The following is a 15969-nucleotide window of genomic DNA, read 5'->3' as shown; positions in this document are numbered from 1 at the left end:
ACCTGCCGCCACCTTATAGAGAGAAGCGATCACCAGACGCTCATGATTTGACACCATCGTCTGTTAGAATCGCGTTTTTTGGGACTTGCGCGAATACTTCAACCCTTTGTCGCGCCCCCGTGAACCGTATTGATTTCAGCGCGTCGCGCTAGAGAGAGCCTGTATGACCGTTACCTTGAAAACCGCCGAAGACATCGCAGGCATGCGCGTTGCCGGCAAACTGGCTGCCGACGTGCTGGAAATGATTGCCGAACACGTCAAGCCCGGTGTCACTACCGAAGCGCTGGACCGTATCTGCCACGACTATATAGTCAACGTGCAAAAGGCCATCCCTGCCCCGCTGAACTACAAAGGCTTCCCCAAGTCGATCTGCACCTCGATCAACCACGTGGTCTGCCATGGGATTCCCGGTGACAAGCCGCTGAAGGATGGCGATACCCTGAACATCGACGTCACCGTGATCAAGGATGGCTACCACGGCGACACCAGCCGCATGTTCCACGTCGGCAACGTGCCGGTGTGGGCCGAGCGCCTGTCCCAGGTCACCCAGGAATGCATGTACAAGGCCATTGAGATCGTCAAGCCTGGCTGCCGCCTGGGTGACATCGGCGAAGTGATCCAGAAGCACGCGGAAAAGAACGGCTTCTCGGTCGTGCGCGAATTCTGCGGCCACGGTATCGGCAAGGTGTTCCACGAAGAACCGCAGATCCTGCACTACGGCAAGGCCGGCACCGGCATGGAACTCAAGGCCGGCATGACCTTCACCATCGAGCCGATGATCAACCAGGGCAAGGCCGATACCAAAGTGCTGGGCGACGGTTGGACCGCCATCACCAAGGACCGCAAGCTCTCGGCCCAGTGGGAACACACCCTGCTGGTCACCGACACCGGCTACGAGATCTTCACCCTGCGCGCCGACGACACAATCCCTCGCGTCTCTGCGTAAAAGGCTGTGCTGGTTTTCCCAGGCTGTGCTGTGACTGACTATTAGATAGAAAGGAAAGCCGATCGATGCCCCAGGTGGATCCCGAACTCTTCGACCGCGGCCAGTTCCAGGCCGAGCTGGCACTGAAGGCGAGCCCCATCGCCGCCTTCAAGAAAGCCATCCGCCAAGCCCGCGAAGTGCTCGACGCACGCTTTCGCAGCGGTCGGGACATCCGTCGCCTGATCGAGGATCGTGCCTGGTTCGTCGATAACATCCTGCAAAAAGCCTGGGAACAGTTCAGCTGGAGCGCAAACGCCGATATCGCCCTGGTGGCGGTCGGCGGCTACGGTCGCGGCGAGCTGCACCCCTACTCCGACATCGACCTGCTCATCCTGCTGGACAGCGCCGACCACGAGATCTTTCGCGATTCCATCGAGCGTTTTCTGACATTGCTGTGGGATATTGGACTGGAGGTCGGCCAGAGCGTGCGCTCGGTGGCCGAATGCGCCGAAGAAGCCCGCGCCGACCTGACGGTGATCACCAACCTGATGGAAAGCCGCACCATCGCCGGCCCCGAGCGCCTGCGCCAACGTATGCTTGAGGTCACCAGCACTGCACACATGTGGCCGAGCAAGGATTTCTTCCTGGCCAAGCGCGCCGAACAGAAGGCGCGGCATCACAAGTACAACGACACCGAATACAACCTGGAACCCAACGTCAAAGGCTCCCCGGGTGGGCTGCGGGATATTCAGACGATTCTATGGGTGGCGCGCCGCCAATATGGCACGCTGAACTTGCGCGCCCTGGCCGGCGAAGGCTTCCTGGTGGAAAGCGAAAACACCCTGCTGGCCTCGTCCCAGGAGTTTCTGTGGAAGGTGCGCTACGCCCTGCACATGCTCGCCGGGCGCTCCGAAGACCGCCTGCTGTTCGATCACCAGCGCTCCATTGCCACCCTGCTGGGCTTTGAAGGCGAAGACGCGAAGACCAGCATCGAAAGTTTCATGCAGCAGTATTACCGTGTGGTCATGAGCATCGCCCAGCTCAGTGATCTGATCATCCAGCACTTCGAAGAGGTGATCCTGGCCCCCGAAGACGAAGCGCCGCCACAGCCGATCAATGCGCGCTTCCAGCTGCACGATGGCTATATCGAAGCACGCAACGACAACGTGTTCCGCCGCACCCCGTTCGCCATGCTGGAAATCTTCGTGCTGATGGCCCAGCAGCCGGAAATCAAAGGCGTGCGCGCCGACACCATTCGCCTGCTGCGGGAAAACCGCCACCTGATCGACGACGAATTTCGCAACGACATCCGCAACACCAGCCTGTTCATAGAGCTGTTCAAGTGCCGCATCGGCATCCACCGCAACCTGCGGCGCATGAACCGCTACGGCATCCTCGGGCGCTACCTGCCGGAGTTCGGCTTTATCGTCGGGCAGATGCAACATGATCTGTTCCACATCTATACCGTCGACGCCCACACCCTGAACCTCATCAAGCATCTGCGTAAGTTGCAGTACACCCAGGTGTCAGAGAAATTCCCGCTGGCCAGCAAGTTGATGGCCAAGCTGCCCAAGCCCGAGCTGATCTACCTGGCCGGCCTGTATCACGACATCGGTAAAGGCCGGCATGGCGACCACTCGGAAATTGGCGCAGTGGACGCCGAAGCCTTCTGCCAGCGTCACCAGTTGCCCCTGTGGGACAGCCGCCTGATTGTCTGGCTGGTGCAAAACCACCTGGTGATGTCGACCACAGCCCAGCGCAAGGACTTGTCCGACCCGCAGGTAATCCACGACTTCGCCGGAATCGTCGGTGATGAAACCCGCCTCGACTACCTGTATGTGCTCACGGTCTCCGACATCAACGCCACCAACCCCACGCTGTGGAACTCCTGGCGTGCCAGCCTGTTGCGCCAGCTCTACACCGAGACCAAGCGCGCCCTGCGCCGCGGCCTGGAGAACCCGGTGGATCGCGAAGAGCAGATCCGCCGCACCCAGAGCGCGGCCCTGGATATCCTGGTACGCGGTGGCAATGACCCGGACGACGTCGAGCAACTCTGGTCACAACTGGGTGACGATTATTTCCTGCGCCACACCGCCGGCGACGTGGCCTGGCACAGCGACGCGATCCTGCAGCAACCGGCCGATGGCGGCCCCCTGGTGCTGATCAAGGAAACCACCCAGCGAGAATTTGAAGGCGGCACGCAAATCTTCATCTATGCGCCGGACCAGCACGACTTTTTTGCCGTGACCGTGGCCGCCATGGACCAGCTCAACCTGAATATCCACGACGCCCGGGTCATCACCTCCAGCAGCCAGTTCACCCTCGACACCTACATCGTGCTCGACACCGACGGCGACTCGATTGGTGACAACCCGGTGCGGGTGAAAAAGATCCGCGAGGGCCTGACGGAAGCACTGCGCAACCCGGACGATTACCCGACCATCATCCAGCGCCGGGTGCCACGCCAGCTCAAGCATTTTGCCTTTGCGCCCCAGGTGACCATTTCCAACGATGCCCAGCGCCCGGTAACGGTGCTGGAGCTCAGCGCACCGGACCGCCCAGGCCTGCTGGCACGCATCGGCGGGATCTTCCTGGAGTTCGATCTGTCATTGCAGAACGCCAAGATTGCGACCCTCGGCGAGCGGGTGGAAGACGTGTTCTTTATTACCGATGCCGACAACCAGCCGCTGTCCGACCCGGAACTGTGTCGACGCTTGCAGGACGCCATCGTGCAGCAATTGAGCGTGACCCAGGAACCTGGCGTTGAGCTGACGCGCCTGACCATTTGAACACCCGGTTTATTGTGGGAGGGGGCTTGCTCCCGATAGCGGTGGGTCAGCAACAAAGAGATCAACTGGCAGGCCGCTATCGGGAGCAAGCCCCCTCCCACCTTTAGATCTGCTTTGTCCGGCACATCGCATTACAACTGAATTAAACGAGATCTTCGATGAACAACGCCCTTAACCAGTTGCAGCCCTACCCCTTCGAGAAATTGCGCGCTCTGCTCGGCAGTGTCACGCCAAACCCGGACAAACGCCCTATCGCGCTGTCTATCGGCGAGCCCAAGCACACGTCGCCAGCATTCGTTGCCGAGGCACTGAGCAACAATCTCGACCAGATGGCGGTGTACCCCACCACCTTGGGCATCCCGGCACTGCGCGAAGCCATCGGCGCCTGGTGCGAATGCCGCTTCAACGTGCCCAAGGGCTGGCTGGACCCGGCGCGTAACATCCTGCCGGTCAACGGCACCCGTGAAGCGCTGTTCGCCTTTACCCAGACCGTGGTCAACCGCGGCGACGATGCACTGGTGGTCAGCCCGAACCCGTTCTACCAAATCTACGAAGGCGCCGCGTTCCTGGCCGGGGCCAAGCCACACTACCTGCCTTGCCTGGATGCCAACGGCTTCAACCCGGACTTCGAGGCAGTTTCACCGGATATCTGGAAACGCTGCCAGATCCTGTTCCTGTGCTCGCCAGGCAATCCGACCGGCGCGCTGATCCCGGTGGGCACCCTGAAAAAACTCATCGCCCTGGCCGACGAACACGACTTCGTGATCGCCGCCGACGAGTGCTACAGCGAGCTGTACTTCGACGAACAAACCCCGCCGCCGGGCCTGCTCAGTGCCTGCGTCGAACTGGGCCGCCAGGACTTCAAGCGTTGCGTGGTGTTCCACAGTCTATCCAAGCGCTCCAACCTGCCAGGCCTGCGCTCGGGTTTCGTGGCCGGCGATGCCGACATCCTCAAGAGCTTCCTGCTGTACCGCACCTACCACGGCTGCGCGATGCCGGTGCAAACCCAACTGGCAAGCATTGCCGCCTGGCAGGACGAAGCCCACGTACAGGCCAACCGTGACCTGTATCGCGAGAAGTTCGACGCGGTGCTGGCGATCCTTAAACCAGTGCTGGATGTGCAGAGCCCGGACGGTGGTTTTTATTTGTGGCCGAACGTGAATGGCGACGATGCTGCTTTCTGCCGTGATTTGTTCGTAGAAGAACACGTGACCGTGGTGCCGGGCTCTTACCTGTCACGGGAAGTGGACGGTTTCAACCCTGGCTCGGGGCGTGTACGCATGGCGCTGGTTGCTCCGTTGGCAGAGTGCATGGAGGCGGCCGAGCGAATTCGCAACTTCATCCAGCGTCGCGCTTGAACCGCGTGCCGCCTCCATACTGTGGGGGCGGCTGCAACGGATGCGCCTTCAGCAAATACTCGTAAACCCAAGGTTCTAGACCACCAGCAGCATAGTTTCCTAGGCTTGACCACCCAAATGTTTTTGAGATCAGGTTCAGCCTGAAGTCAACAACCTAATATGCGTAAAAAAAAATAAACTATAAACGTTTGGCAAGCTTTCAAACCGAAAAAACTCTCTGATTAATAAATCAAACTTCCAAATAAACTTACTTCTATTTCGAACTTCTAACTTTTGCTCAAGCCACAGCATTAAAAATAACGAAAAACTCTGAAACATACTTTTCCGGAACTGTTCATATCCAATTCCCACTACTAAGTACGACTCGCCCTACACGTCGACGCTTAGTCAGGAAATTCATGAACATAACTGCCATTCCGCCCACGGCCGTCCTCCCGCCAACCCAGCTTGACGCCGATCAGCCACCCTCGCAAGACTCGACCGTCGAAGCCAGCACATCACCTTCAATCAGGAAAAAGCGGGGAATCGCCGACACTCGGTACTTATGGCCACAACACTCAACGGTGCGAATTTCATTGATTGGCATGAGCGACGAGGACAAGGACCTGACTAAAACAGCCATAAAAAAATGGCAGCCTTATATCAATTTAAAACTCGAATTCGTCGATACGGACGACGGCGATATCAGGATAGGTACTCAAAGAGCAAGCGGAGGGCAATCCCTGCGCGGCACGAATGCAAAAGACGCTCCCCCCGACCAACCAACGATGACCGTTCGTTACACCAATAACACCAGGGAGACATCCAGAGTCATACAACATGAGTTCGGTCACGCACTGGGCATAATTCACGAACACCAGCACCCAGCTAACCCTATACAATATAACGTGCCCGCCTTAGCTGAGATGTTTGGTGAACAGTTTGCGAATCAGGAATTCAGCAGTTACCAAAGAATCATGACGGCATTACTTCATGTTGGGCCAGACGAAATCAAGCTGACCCCTTATGACCCCAAGTCAATCATGCACTACCACGTAATAGATAATTTCGCGAGCGGCGGTGACGTCAAAGCGCCAAACTATGAACTTTCACCTGGCGATAAACATCTGGCAGAAACCCTTTACCCTCCCGAAACCCCAAGAACATTTTTGATTCAAAACGCTCGGACAGGGGGCACACAGGCTTTTGAATGGGATCCGGGCGCTGAGCAACCACCGGAATCATCGGAATTACCTGAGTCACAGGTTCCACCAGAATGAAACCCTTGCTGTATTCGGCGTAAAACAAGCGCCAGTCGAATGCTCATTTATTTGGCCAAACGCAGGCCCGCCTCACTTAAATCCAGCTCCGCCAACACCTCTCTCAACACGTCATCACCAATCTGGTGATGACGACTTAGGCTATATAATTCCAACCGCTGCGCACGCAGGGCCTTGAGCCGCAGTTTGCGCTCCAACTGATCCATCTGTTGCGCCAGCGCTTGGGCTTCGGCCGAGTCGTTGAAAACCTGCAATTGATGGCGGTACTCCGCCATCAGCCGCGCCTTGAGTTCGGTGGCCAATGCAGCTTGAGCCGCATCCGGCGTTTCGGCTTCGGCAGGCTCATCGGCCTCCAGGGCATGGATCGCGGCGACGGCGGTCTTTTTCCAAGCCTCACGCACCTCATTATGGCGCTTTTCATCCGGGCTCTTTTCGACGCCACGCAGTAACAACGGCAGCGCGATACAGGCAGCAACCAGCGACAACAAAATCACCCCGGCCGCAATGAAGATCAGCAGGTCACGCTCAGGGAAATTCTGCCCCGGTGCCAACAGCAGCGGCACCGACATGACACCGGCCAAGGTCACAGCCCCGCGGACACCACCGACGGTCAACAACCAGCAGGAACGGGCGGTCGGCACCAGGGTAAGCGCACTTTTCCCACGCAGCCTGCGAAGCAAGCCCGACAGGCGCCAGATGCTTTGCACCCAGATAAAACGTAATACCACCAGCACCAGGAAGATCGCCACCACATCCAGGCAGCGATACAACAGGGTGGGCCACAGCGTGGTTTCGTGACTCACCACCGCCTTGATGATGTCCGGCAATTGCAAGCCGAGCAGCAGGAAGATCAGGCCGTTGAAGGCGAATTCCAGCAACGACCAGACACTGCGATTGAGCAAGCGCGTACTGGTCTGGCGTGGCAGCAGGTCAAGCCAGCTCTGCATCATGCCCGCCGCTACCGCCGACAAAATGCCCGAAGCGCCCAGCCGCTCGGCCAACACGTAGGCAGCAAAGGGCAGCAACAGCATGAACACCACATGGGTCGCCGGGTCATCCCAGCCCCGCGCGATCATCCAGGCGCGCAGGCGGCCAACCAGCCAGCTCAACGCCACGCCGACCGCCAGGCCGCCCACGGCGACCAACACAAACGTCAGGCTCGCATCCGCCAGGGAAAACACCCCGGTCAACGCCGCTGCCAGGGCGAACTTGAAGGTGACCAGGCCCGACGCGTCGTTCATCAACGCCTCGCCCTGAAGCATATGCATCAGCGGCTTGGGTAAACGGTTCTGGGAAATGGCCGACACCGCCACGGCATCCGTTGGTGATAAAACTGCCGCCAAAGCGAAGGCCACAGGTAGCGGAATCGTCGGCAATATCCAGTGGATGAAGTAGCCGGCGCCGACCACGGTGAATAACACCAACCCTACCGCCAGCGTCAGGATCGGCCCGCGCAGACGCCACAATTCGCGCTTGGGCATGCGCCAGCCATCCGAAAACAGCAATGGTGGCAGAAACAGAAACAGGAACAGCTCCGGGTCCAGGGCCACATGCAGCCCCAGCGTTGGCCAGGCCAACAAGGCTCCGGCGGCAATCTGCACCAGCGGCAAGGGCAGAGGAATGACACGCCCGACAAGGCGCGAAACGCTGACCAGCATCAGCAGGATAAGAACGGTATAGGCGGTTTGCATAACGCGGGTTTCCCGGGCAATCGACTTGCAACGACACACGTGAGGCAACAACTGGCCGTTGAAGTGCCATATTACCCGGCTATGTTACCCGTTCATGCTACGCGCAGGCTTTTGCACAAAAGTCGCAGAGTGTTGACGAGCGGCGCCGAAACTTGCTGGTCATGGCATAATCCGTGACCTTTCATTTTCGTACGTCCAAAGGGGGGCAATTCCTTGACCGCTTCAAGCAAAACCTTGCACCTTTTCGGCATCAAAGCCTGGGATGCCGAATAAGAAACGCTCAAGGCCTTTAATATCAAGGCCTTGACCCTAAAAACACCCTCCAAAAATACCCACTTTTGCGACTCTTCTAAAACCAATAAACATTGGTCCAAACGGTTGCGTTTTGGGGAAGAAGCTCAAACGCGAAATCCCGCCCCGGCGTCCTGCCGACGAACACCACTCCCCAAACCTGCCACACCTCGATTACTGTACACACATACAGTATTTGAGATTCACGCTATGAACGTTGACATGGACACCGAAGACTGGCTCGGCTGCCCCACTCCACTGGAGATGTACAAGCACCAATGCTCAATCCTCGTGGACGAACTGGTCGAGACCGAGCGCATGCTGCGCAGAGCGCGGGCGAATATAGCCGGACTGGTGCAGATGAATGACCTGCTCATGACAGGAAAGGCCAAGGCTGAAACGGAACTCAGGATGACAATGGCAGACCTGAGCCGAGCGAACGTGCATACCTCAGAAATGAGCAAGGACATTATGGGCTTGAAGATGATCGCGAGTCAGAACGAGCAGTTGCGCGTTGAGAACCAGCGGCTTCTGCTTGAACTGGCTGCACTCAAGGAGCCACAGCCCTGACGTACGCCTGGCACGCACGCAAGGCGATTATGGCGTTGTCCCCGTCGTCGGTGATGCGGATAATTCGTTGCGCATGCGCTGGGTCAAGTTGGGCTCGATGGGCCGCATGAACCACGCCGACGGCGCCGGGGGTGGAAGGCATGTTGCAGCTACTGGCTGGATCCTCGATGAGGACTGACAGCCTGACATCAGCAGTAGCAAGCTGGTCGCGCAGGCGAGCCTGGTTGCGCTGGGCATCGGATAACTCCTTAGAGTGTTGTTGGTCCTGGCCTGCGAGCTGCTGCTCCAGGGCCAGGCGCTTGTCCTGCTCGGCCTGGGCCTGGGCGGAAGCCTTATTGCTGATCGCGGCCAGCTCCTTCTCAAACTGCCCGGCCTGCTCAGCCAGCTTTTTGCCCATTCGCCAATCCTGAACCTGCCACGCCCCGCCGAACCCGATGGCCAGCGCTAGCAGGATCGCGCCAAGGATCTGCCCGGGCGTCATCACGGCACGTCCTTAAAGAAGACGTGGTGACCGAGGCGCAGCGTCTGTGTGGCCTTCGCCGCCCAGGCCGGGGCCTTGGGCATTGTTGTTGCGTAGTAGTGCGTGGCGCCACCCGTTGGATCTGGTACCGCGCCATTCATCACCTGGTCAGCCGCACGCTGGGCCTGGGCGAACTGTGCAGCCGGGATCTGCTTGGCACCGTTCAGGTAGGCGTAGTTCGGGTCGTTCGTGTTCCAGCAGCTGAACTGCCACGGTTTCAGGCACACACCGGCGTAGCCCTCCCCCCACCAGGATTTTGCCTTGCCATCGAACACGCGGTTGCGGATGGTCCAGGCCACGGCGATCTGGCCGTCCAGTCCCTCGCCGCGGGCTTCGCCCCACAGCGTGCGCGCCAGGATGTCCCGGTCTTTCTCGGTTGCGTTCATGCTTTTCTCCAGGCGAAAAAAAGCCCGCTCAATTGGCGGGCAGTTACTCTGTTGCGACTTCCATGGGTGGTGGCGTTTCAGCCTTCGGCATTTCGAGACGTACGTCGATCCAGCTGTTCAGCGGCACATCCATCGGCGCGCCTCGACCTGGGAACATCTCGCCCTCATCGGAAAGTGTCCAGCGCTGTTTGAAAAGGCGGATGATCACAGTGCCATCTTCGGATTGTTCACTTTCGGTAACGCCGAGCGTGCGCCCCCCATCTGGTGAGCAAGGATCCTGGGTTCGCCACCCTTCAAGCGCCAAGCCAAGGCTTCCCGCTATCTTGTATTCGCCCACGCTTACGCGCTCCACGGTGACACCGCGGGCCTCGCTGTTCACCACTCCCCATTCACCAGCAGGCACGAAGGTTTCTTCCTGAAGGTCGCGGCGCTCGCTGGTGGCCACACAGGCAATCCGCATGATTGGCGAGGCAGCAGAAAGCACGCCGCCTGAGCCCCGAGTGGTATTGCCCGTGTGATAAACGAAATTGAAGCTTTCTGTACCGTAGTCGCCACTACGGAATCCAAGGGTTTTTCCTGGTGAGGTTCCCATCCAAAGCTGCGAGCCGAGGTTTCCTTCCCCCGGAAAAGCCAGGTTGAGTAGCGTGCCGTAAGTCACAGGCCTAAATTGCGTGCCATCTGCAATTACGCCGAATCCGGTTTCCCAAACGTTCATAGATGTATAGATGGAGCTATTGCCAATGGTCGCTCGCGCGCCAAGGCCAAGCATCGGAGTGGTGAGGGCCTGCCCATTCTGAGTCCCGAAAGCGGCAGTTGCCACGGATCCAAGACCTAAATTCGCCCGGGCAGCGGCTTGCGTGGCTGCCCCCGTTCCTCCTTTCGTAATCGGAACGACATTCTCAGTCGAGACAGTGCCAAGTCCCGCAAGCGTAGCGCCCCACTGTTGAACCATCAGGTTGACGGCATCAGCCAAAGCCTTGGGATATCCATTCACCGGGACGATGCCATAAGCGGCGCCCGCTGAGGTTGCGCCACGATACGCTGGCGAGATCGAGACAGAGGTATCGCTTGACGGGTTAATAACCTGATAGATCCCGTTGTCTGGGCCAACGAACATGTCACCGGCCCGGCAGTTTGAAAACTTTGTACCGACGCCGATTACAACAGCATTGCCGTTAGTGACTGTTACCGTTCCTTCTGCGAACCAAGAGGCCATGTTTTTCTCCAATAAAAATTTATAAAAGCAGGTCTAACCTGAATAGTCATGCTTGCATTTTCGCGAACACGGCCGGTATATAAAGAGTGTTTTGTGGCGTTACTCCTATAGTTATGGCCCATAACCGATTCGCGGGAAAATCCCACCAACAATACAAAGCTGAAGCCCGAAATGAACTCCCGGCGACATCCATGCCGAAGTTATTAATCAGCATATATTCGTTACTAGAGAAGACAAAAGGCACACTAAAATAAACCATAGTTTGGCCTTGAGCGTCACTGCCGGATGTAACGTAGTTCCAAGAAGCTAGAGATTGGCTGAACACCGCGCTGGGAGTTCCTGTGTCGAAAATCAAAGACTCATTCTGATCATAAAGTCGTCCTCCCCATAGAGCTGTAGGGCTTGCTGAGAATGCTGCTGCAAAGTAGTTACCCCTGGGCTGAGCCGTGTTCACGTCATATGCTCGAACGTAAAAGCCTGTCCAGTTGCCCGGCGACCCAAGTATGAGGACCCTACAGAGACCAGCAATTATTCCAACATTGTCAGGCTTGACAAATACCAGCGGTGGTTCTTGAGTGGTTATAACCCTCTCAAAGTTTGTCGAAGATCCAAGCCCAGACTCTTGTGTAGGGACAAAACGCCCTTTAGATAGAATTGAAAGACGCGCATATTCAGAATCGAGAATAACGACATCGTCATTATTCTTGAACTCAAACCCCCAACTCATTATTTGTACCTCGACACTATAAGGCGCTGGGTCCCAGTCCCAAACCTTCCATCAACAGCGGTCCTGTGCCCCCTCCACACCCTGATTTGGTCCGTAAGTATTTCAGGTTCGTATTGAACTACTGTGTGTAACCCGGTTGTATATGGCCCAATCGGCACAACGATAGCGATGCAGTTTAGTGGGGTCACCCCTTGCACAGAGAAGACCTGCGCAGCGCCGGCGCCAGTGACAGGCCCAGAGAAGGTGACCAGCGTTGAGAAAACGGTGCGGAGCGTGAAAGATGCGGGGCCAAGTTGCTGAACCCCGTTCTCGTCCCATGTAGCCAGGCCATATTCAGCCATCAGTTAAGCCTCCCGAACTTGCCGCGACGTTTCTCATTCGCGTCGAACACCGAGATACCGCTGTTATCGAACAAGCTCGAACCGTCGGTGCCTTCGCCACGCACAGTCACCGTGCCCGCCGGAATGTTGATTTCCAGTAGCGGCCGGCCTTTCGAGTCCACCGTCGGCGAGCGAAGCACCATCCCCAAAACAATTTCCTGAATGATCGCCTTGCTAATGATCGCCGTGTTGAACACCGCTTGGCCGTTCTCAATGACGAACATCGGGTCGATCTTTCCGTCTATCTCGTTAACGACGCCGAACCTTTGAGCGAAGATCAGAAACTCCGACTGCTCTCCGTTCGCGCCGAAAGCCAGGCCCGATACAACCCTTTGGCCATTTACGATGGTTTGAGCCTTCATAGTGGTCTGAGCCAGTACCTTGCCGTTGAGCTGCACGACTGTTTCGCTCACCGTCTGAACCGACGCACTGGTCTGCCCGATGCTCGACTGCAGCGTTTCCGTAGTTTTGGTCAAGGCCTCGTTTGCACTTGCCTGCACGACTTTCTCGGCCGCGAAGCTGGCAGTTGACTCCCATGCCTTGATCGCCCCTGCCAGATCACCAGAGCCATCGTCCCCACGAACCGAAGCCCGCAGCGCCTCATTGCTAGACGCCTGAGAGGTGATCTTCCCGTCCAAGCTGGTGACTTTTGTGTCGAGGCTGTTGAGCGCCTGTGCATTGCCGGTCGCCTTTTGATCGACCGCAGATAGATCGCTCTTAAGCTGGTTGATCTGCGCTGCGGACGTCTCGCGATTACTGGCAACCACCTGTTCCAGGACGGTCAGCGACGACTTGTTGTCACCGACCTGGGCGCCCAGGGTGAGCAGTTGCTGAGCCATCGCATCGTTTTCGCTGGCTCGGGTTTTACGCTCGACCGCAAGATCGGCCGTCGAAGTCCAGCCTTTGATGGCGTCGGCCAGATCGCCGGCGCCGTCATCACCACGGGCAGCTGAGCGCAACGCCTCAACTGACGTGGCGGTAGCCAAGACCTTGCCGTCGATTTCCTCGATTTTGGTTTCGATGATCTGGACCTGGGATACCAGTGCGTCAGTGGTCTCAAGGATGGTGCCGATATCGATCCAGTACGTGGCGTCGGGTGGCGTTGCTCCCACGGGCACGGGGCCTTTCGCTTGGTACAGGCGCTGATCAAGACGCACGATGTCGCCCTTCAGATAAGGCTTTGCCGGGTCGTAAGCGAGCGCATCGTTCACCTGATCGATCAGGTCTTTCAGTTCCTGCTTGGCTTCCTCGAGGCGTTCATTTACTGAGCCAGGCCCATCCCCTGTAATCAGCTCGATCTCTTCGCGCAGGCTCTGGTACAGGGCGCCCTTGCCGATCTTCTCGGCGTAGTACGCCTCGTAGTCGCTCTGATTGGTACTGGCCTGTCCGTTGACGGCACCAGGTATCGGGAAGAACGGCCCGACGTTGCCAGTCCGATCAACCAGGCGTGCCCAGAAGAACAGACTCGCCCCCGCCAACAGGCTGTGCATTTCGTGCGAGGCCTGCGGGTAGCTGAAGTCGCTCAGCTTGACCGCCGTCGTCAAGTCGGGCGACTCGCTGTACCAGAGTTCCGTCCGTTGGGTGTCCTCGGCACCTGGTGGGAATCCCCACTGGATGCCGATGCCATAGATCAAGCTGGTGGTGGTCAGGAACGACACCGCCGGCGGTAGACCTTCTTTTCCCTTCAGCGCCGTGAGAAGCGAAGTTCTCCACGGCGAGGAGATATCGAAAGCGCTCACCGCGCGCACGCGCGCAACGTAGCCGCCGGCATAGATGCCGACCACGTCCACGTTGGACAGGCCGGTACGCTGCAGCTTTATCCAGTTGCCGCTGTCTTTGCGCCACTCCACGTCATAACCCACCGCGCCATCTACGGCGGGCCAGCTGATCGTCATAGTGGCTACCGCCAGGCCCTGAACAACAGAAGAGGCCGCCACCAAGGAAACACTTGCGGGAGCGGGAACAACGGTGATCGGAATTACACTGATTGGGCGCTCTTCAAGGCGGGCGCCGGTATCAATGTGAGCGAACTTGCTTGGTTCGAACTGCAGCGCAGTGATTTCAAAATCGCCTTGCGTGGTCCGCTTCGTGCGCAACACTCGATAAAGAGGAATCGCCAGATCGTCCGCGTCGAGCGCCCATTGAAGCTGTTCATTCGGTGCTTCGCTGTACGCTACCGTGACGGTCACATCTCGCCCGCTGACGCTTTGTACGGTGCGGCCTTCGGCCCGGCCGCCAGGCAAGTTGATGATCAGTCGATCACCGGCTTTTGCCACGGTGTCCCGGTCAAGCTGGATAACGCGACCAGATGCGGCAGAAATACGCCCGCCGATTTCTCGACCGGCCAATAGCGAATCAGCTACTGGGATGATGTGGCCAGGTAGCGGGATCACACCCTCCATGCCTGTTTTGAAGGAAACCGTTCTGTCCTGGTTGTTGCTCAGTACCGCCCACTTACCACGACGCTGAGCTTCCGACGCTCGTGTGCACGCTATCGCACTTAGCTCAGTCGGCCGATCTCCGTATCTGCGCTGCAGGTCAAGATCAGAGAATGGGATAACGTCGGTATCGTAGTTGTTTGCAGGGTTGTCAAAGCTCACCAAGGCCCGGGTGTAACGAGTCTTCGCTGAGGCGCTGCCGTAGGAAAACTTGCCATCAACTACGTTTGAGCGCGTGAACACATAATCGAAGTCCTGAGCGCGGGGCATATCGGCCTGCATCACCAGCTGGCCCTGGGCCCAGTAAGTCATGCCGCGGTAAATGGCCGAAATATCGCGCAGAAGAGACCAGGCGTCGGCTTTGCCTTGCAGGTTCATATCGCACAAAAAGCGGGGCTCTGTGCCGCCTACGCCATCCGGTACGGCCTGGTCACAGTACTGAGCAATCCGGTAAAGCTCCCACTTGTCGACCATGAACGACTTGATTCTCTTGCCCAGGCCAAAACGGTCCTCTGTACAAACTCCATAGGTGATCCAGGCCGGATTATTTGTCCAAGCCGACTTCATGGTGCCGTCCCAGGTGCCGGAATAGGTGCGCTGCACCGGGTCGTAGTTGCTCGGCACCATCCAGCGCCGGGCCTTGCACTTCATAGTCACCGCGGGGATGTTGGTGAATTGCTCGGCGTCAAACTCGATGTACAACAGAGCCGTGTTCGGGTACCTGAGTTTTGCGTCGATGACCTCCGTATACCCGGCGATCAGCATAGTGTCGGCGACTTTGTTGCTATTCTGGTTGGGCGTCAGACGGCGTACGCGGATTTGCCAGCCCGTGGTAGCTGCTGGAAGATCGATGCGCCGAGAGCGCTCGTAGCGAGTGGTCGTCTTTCCGTCGACGGCGTCCACCAGCACCTCCTGATAAGAGCCCCCATCGGTGGCGATATCAATGGCGTACTCGATGCGGTACCCGCCGACATTACCTTCGTCGTCCGAGCGCTGCAGGGCCGGCCAGGCCAAGCGGATACGCACAGCAGATAATTGCGTGTTGAAGATCGAGCGCACCCACGCCGCATCGCTACGAAGTTCAATATTCAGAGAGGTCTCGTTGTCAACGGAGGGAATCCCAGGGATATAGGTCTGGTCAACTGAACCCGGGCGCCAGTCCCACTTCACATTCGGGAAGTTGTAATTGCCACTGGCGTCTCTGATGGGCGTGCCGTCCAGCTTCACGGTGTAGTCGGTAGGAGCCTCGTCGAACTCACCTTCACCCACAGCAATCAAGATTTTTGCAAGGTTAGTCGAGCGCAGGCTGTCGCTGGCTTCTACTGGCGACTTTGGTTTGGCGCTACCGCCCTTCTCCCCGTGGATCTCGGTTTTTTCTGGTGGGCCCATGCTTTTCTCCAGGCATAAAAAAACCGCCTC

Annotated in this window: 11 protein-coding genes; 5 read left to right on the top strand and 6 right to left on the bottom strand. The window is 57.9% G+C overall.

Translation table 11 applies throughout. From position 1 onward, the window contains the following. Positions 1-163 precede the first annotated feature (163 nt). The 4 genes from map to KVH01_RS02570 all read left to right on the top strand — a co-directional run bounded on the left by map (position 164) and on the right by KVH01_RS02570 (position 6331). Positions 164-946, top strand: coding sequence for a type I methionyl aminopeptidase (gene map, locus KVH01_RS02585; RefSeq protein WP_043049616.1), 783 nt, complete (start codon positions 164-166; stop codon positions 944-946). A gap of 65 nt (positions 947-1011) precedes the next feature. Further along, complete coding sequence (locus tag KVH01_RS02580; protein ID WP_217880358.1) at positions 1012-3714, top strand: [protein-PII] uridylyltransferase; 2703 nt, start codon at positions 1012-1014, stop codon at positions 3712-3714. Positions 3715-3872: 158 nt separating this feature from the next. Beyond that, positions 3873-5072, top strand: a complete 1200-nt coding sequence (dapC, locus tag KVH01_RS02575; protein ID WP_217880357.1) for a succinyldiaminopimelate transaminase — start codon at positions 3873-3875, stop codon at positions 5070-5072. Positions 5073-5656: 584 nt separating this feature from the next. Next, positions 5657-6331, top strand: coding sequence for a M12 family metallopeptidase (locus KVH01_RS02570; RefSeq protein WP_217880356.1), 675 nt, complete (start codon positions 5657-5659; stop codon positions 6329-6331). Positions 6332-6378: 47 nt separating this feature from the next. Here KVH01_RS02570 and KVH01_RS02565 read toward each other — a convergent pair whose 3' ends face one another. Further along, positions 6379-8022 carry a Na+/H+ antiporter gene (locus tag KVH01_RS02565; protein ID WP_217880355.1) on the bottom strand — a complete coding sequence of 548 codons (1644 nt, stop codon included), beginning with the start codon at positions 8020-8022 and terminating at the stop codon, positions 6379-6381. 501 nt (positions 8023-8523) lie between these two features. On the opposite strand from KVH01_RS02565, the gene KVH01_RS02560 reads away from it, so the two are divergent. Then, a complete protein-coding gene (locus KVH01_RS02560) occupies positions 8524-8883 on the top strand; it encodes a hypothetical protein (protein ID WP_217880354.1) in 360 nt (119 codons plus the stop codon). Here KVH01_RS02560 and KVH01_RS02555 read toward each other — a convergent pair. The 5 genes from KVH01_RS02555 to gpJ all read right to left on the bottom strand — a co-directional run bounded on the left by KVH01_RS02555 (position 8864) and on the right by gpJ (position 15939). After that, a complete protein-coding gene (locus tag KVH01_RS02555; RefSeq protein WP_217880353.1) occupies positions 8864-9364 on the bottom strand; it encodes a lysis system i-spanin subunit Rz in 501 nt (166 codons plus the stop codon). The genes KVH01_RS02560 and KVH01_RS02555 overlap by 20 nt on opposite strands. Continuing rightward, a complete protein-coding gene (locus tag KVH01_RS02550) occupies positions 9364-9789 on the bottom strand; it encodes a cell wall hydrolase (protein WP_217880352.1) in 426 nt (141 codons plus the stop codon). The genes KVH01_RS02555 and KVH01_RS02550 overlap by 1 nt, the downstream gene beginning before the upstream one ends. 43 nt (positions 9790-9832) lie before the next feature. Continuing rightward, positions 9833-11005, bottom strand: coding sequence for a phage tail fiber protein (locus tag KVH01_RS02545; protein WP_217880351.1), 1173 nt, complete (start codon positions 11003-11005; stop codon positions 9833-9835). Positions 11006-11051: 46 nt separating this feature from the next. Then, positions 11052-11732: a hypothetical protein gene (locus KVH01_RS02540; RefSeq protein WP_217880350.1), complete on the bottom strand. Its 681-nt coding sequence runs from the start codon at positions 11730-11732 to the stop codon at positions 11052-11054. A 340-nt stretch (positions 11733-12072) separates the two neighbouring features. Continuing rightward, positions 12073-15939: a TipJ family phage tail tip protein gene (gene gpJ, locus KVH01_RS02535; protein ID WP_217880349.1), complete on the bottom strand. Its 3867-nt coding sequence runs from the start codon at positions 15937-15939 to the stop codon at positions 12073-12075. Between the last annotated feature and the right edge of the window lie 30 nt (positions 15940-15969).

This window comes from Pseudomonas khavaziana, from assembly GCF_019145205.1.
Lineage (GTDB): Bacteria > Pseudomonadota > Gammaproteobacteria > Pseudomonadales > Pseudomonadaceae > Aquipseudomonas > Aquipseudomonas khavaziana.
Note: the sequence above shows the minus strand (reverse complement) of the source record. Positions and strands in the feature narration are given on the sequence as shown.

Bases quoted from the DNA above. Each gene is read 5' to 3' on its own strand.
- dapC (WP_217880357.1), top strand. From the start codon at position 3,873: ATGAACAACGCCCTTAACCAGTTGCAGCCCTACCCCTTCGAGAAATTG.
- KVH01_RS02550 (WP_217880352.1), bottom strand. From the start codon at position 9,789: ATGAACGCAACCGAGAAAGACCGGGACATCCTGGCGCGCACGCTGTGG.
- KVH01_RS02560 (WP_217880354.1), top strand. From the start codon at position 8,524: ATGAACGTTGACATGGACACCGAAGACTGGCTCGGCTGCCCCACTCCA.
- KVH01_RS02565 (WP_217880355.1), bottom strand. From the start codon at position 8,022: ATGCAAACCGCCTATACCGTTCTTATCCTGCTGATGCTGGTCAGCGTT.
- KVH01_RS02570 (WP_217880356.1), top strand. From the start codon at position 5,657: ATGAGCGACGAGGACAAGGACCTGACTAAAACAGCCATAAAAAAATGG.
- KVH01_RS02540 (WP_217880350.1), bottom strand. From the start codon at position 11,732: ATGAGTTGGGGGTTTGAGTTCAAGAATAATGACGATGTCGTTATTCTC.
- map (WP_043049616.1), top strand. From the start codon at position 164: ATGACCGTTACCTTGAAAACCGCCGAAGACATCGCAGGCATGCGCGTT.
- KVH01_RS02545 (WP_217880351.1), bottom strand. From the start codon at position 11,005: ATGGCCTCTTGGTTCGCAGAAGGAACGGTAACAGTCACTAACGGCAAT.
- gpJ (WP_217880349.1), bottom strand. From the start codon at position 15,939: ATGGGCCCACCAGAAAAAACCGAGATCCACGGGGAGAAGGGCGGTAGC.
- KVH01_RS02580 (WP_217880358.1), top strand. From the start codon at position 1,012: ATGCCCCAGGTGGATCCCGAACTCTTCGACCGCGGCCAGTTCCAGGCC.
- KVH01_RS02555 (WP_217880353.1), bottom strand. From the start codon at position 9,364: ATGACGCCCGGGCAGATCCTTGGCGCGATCCTGCTAGCGCTGGCCATC.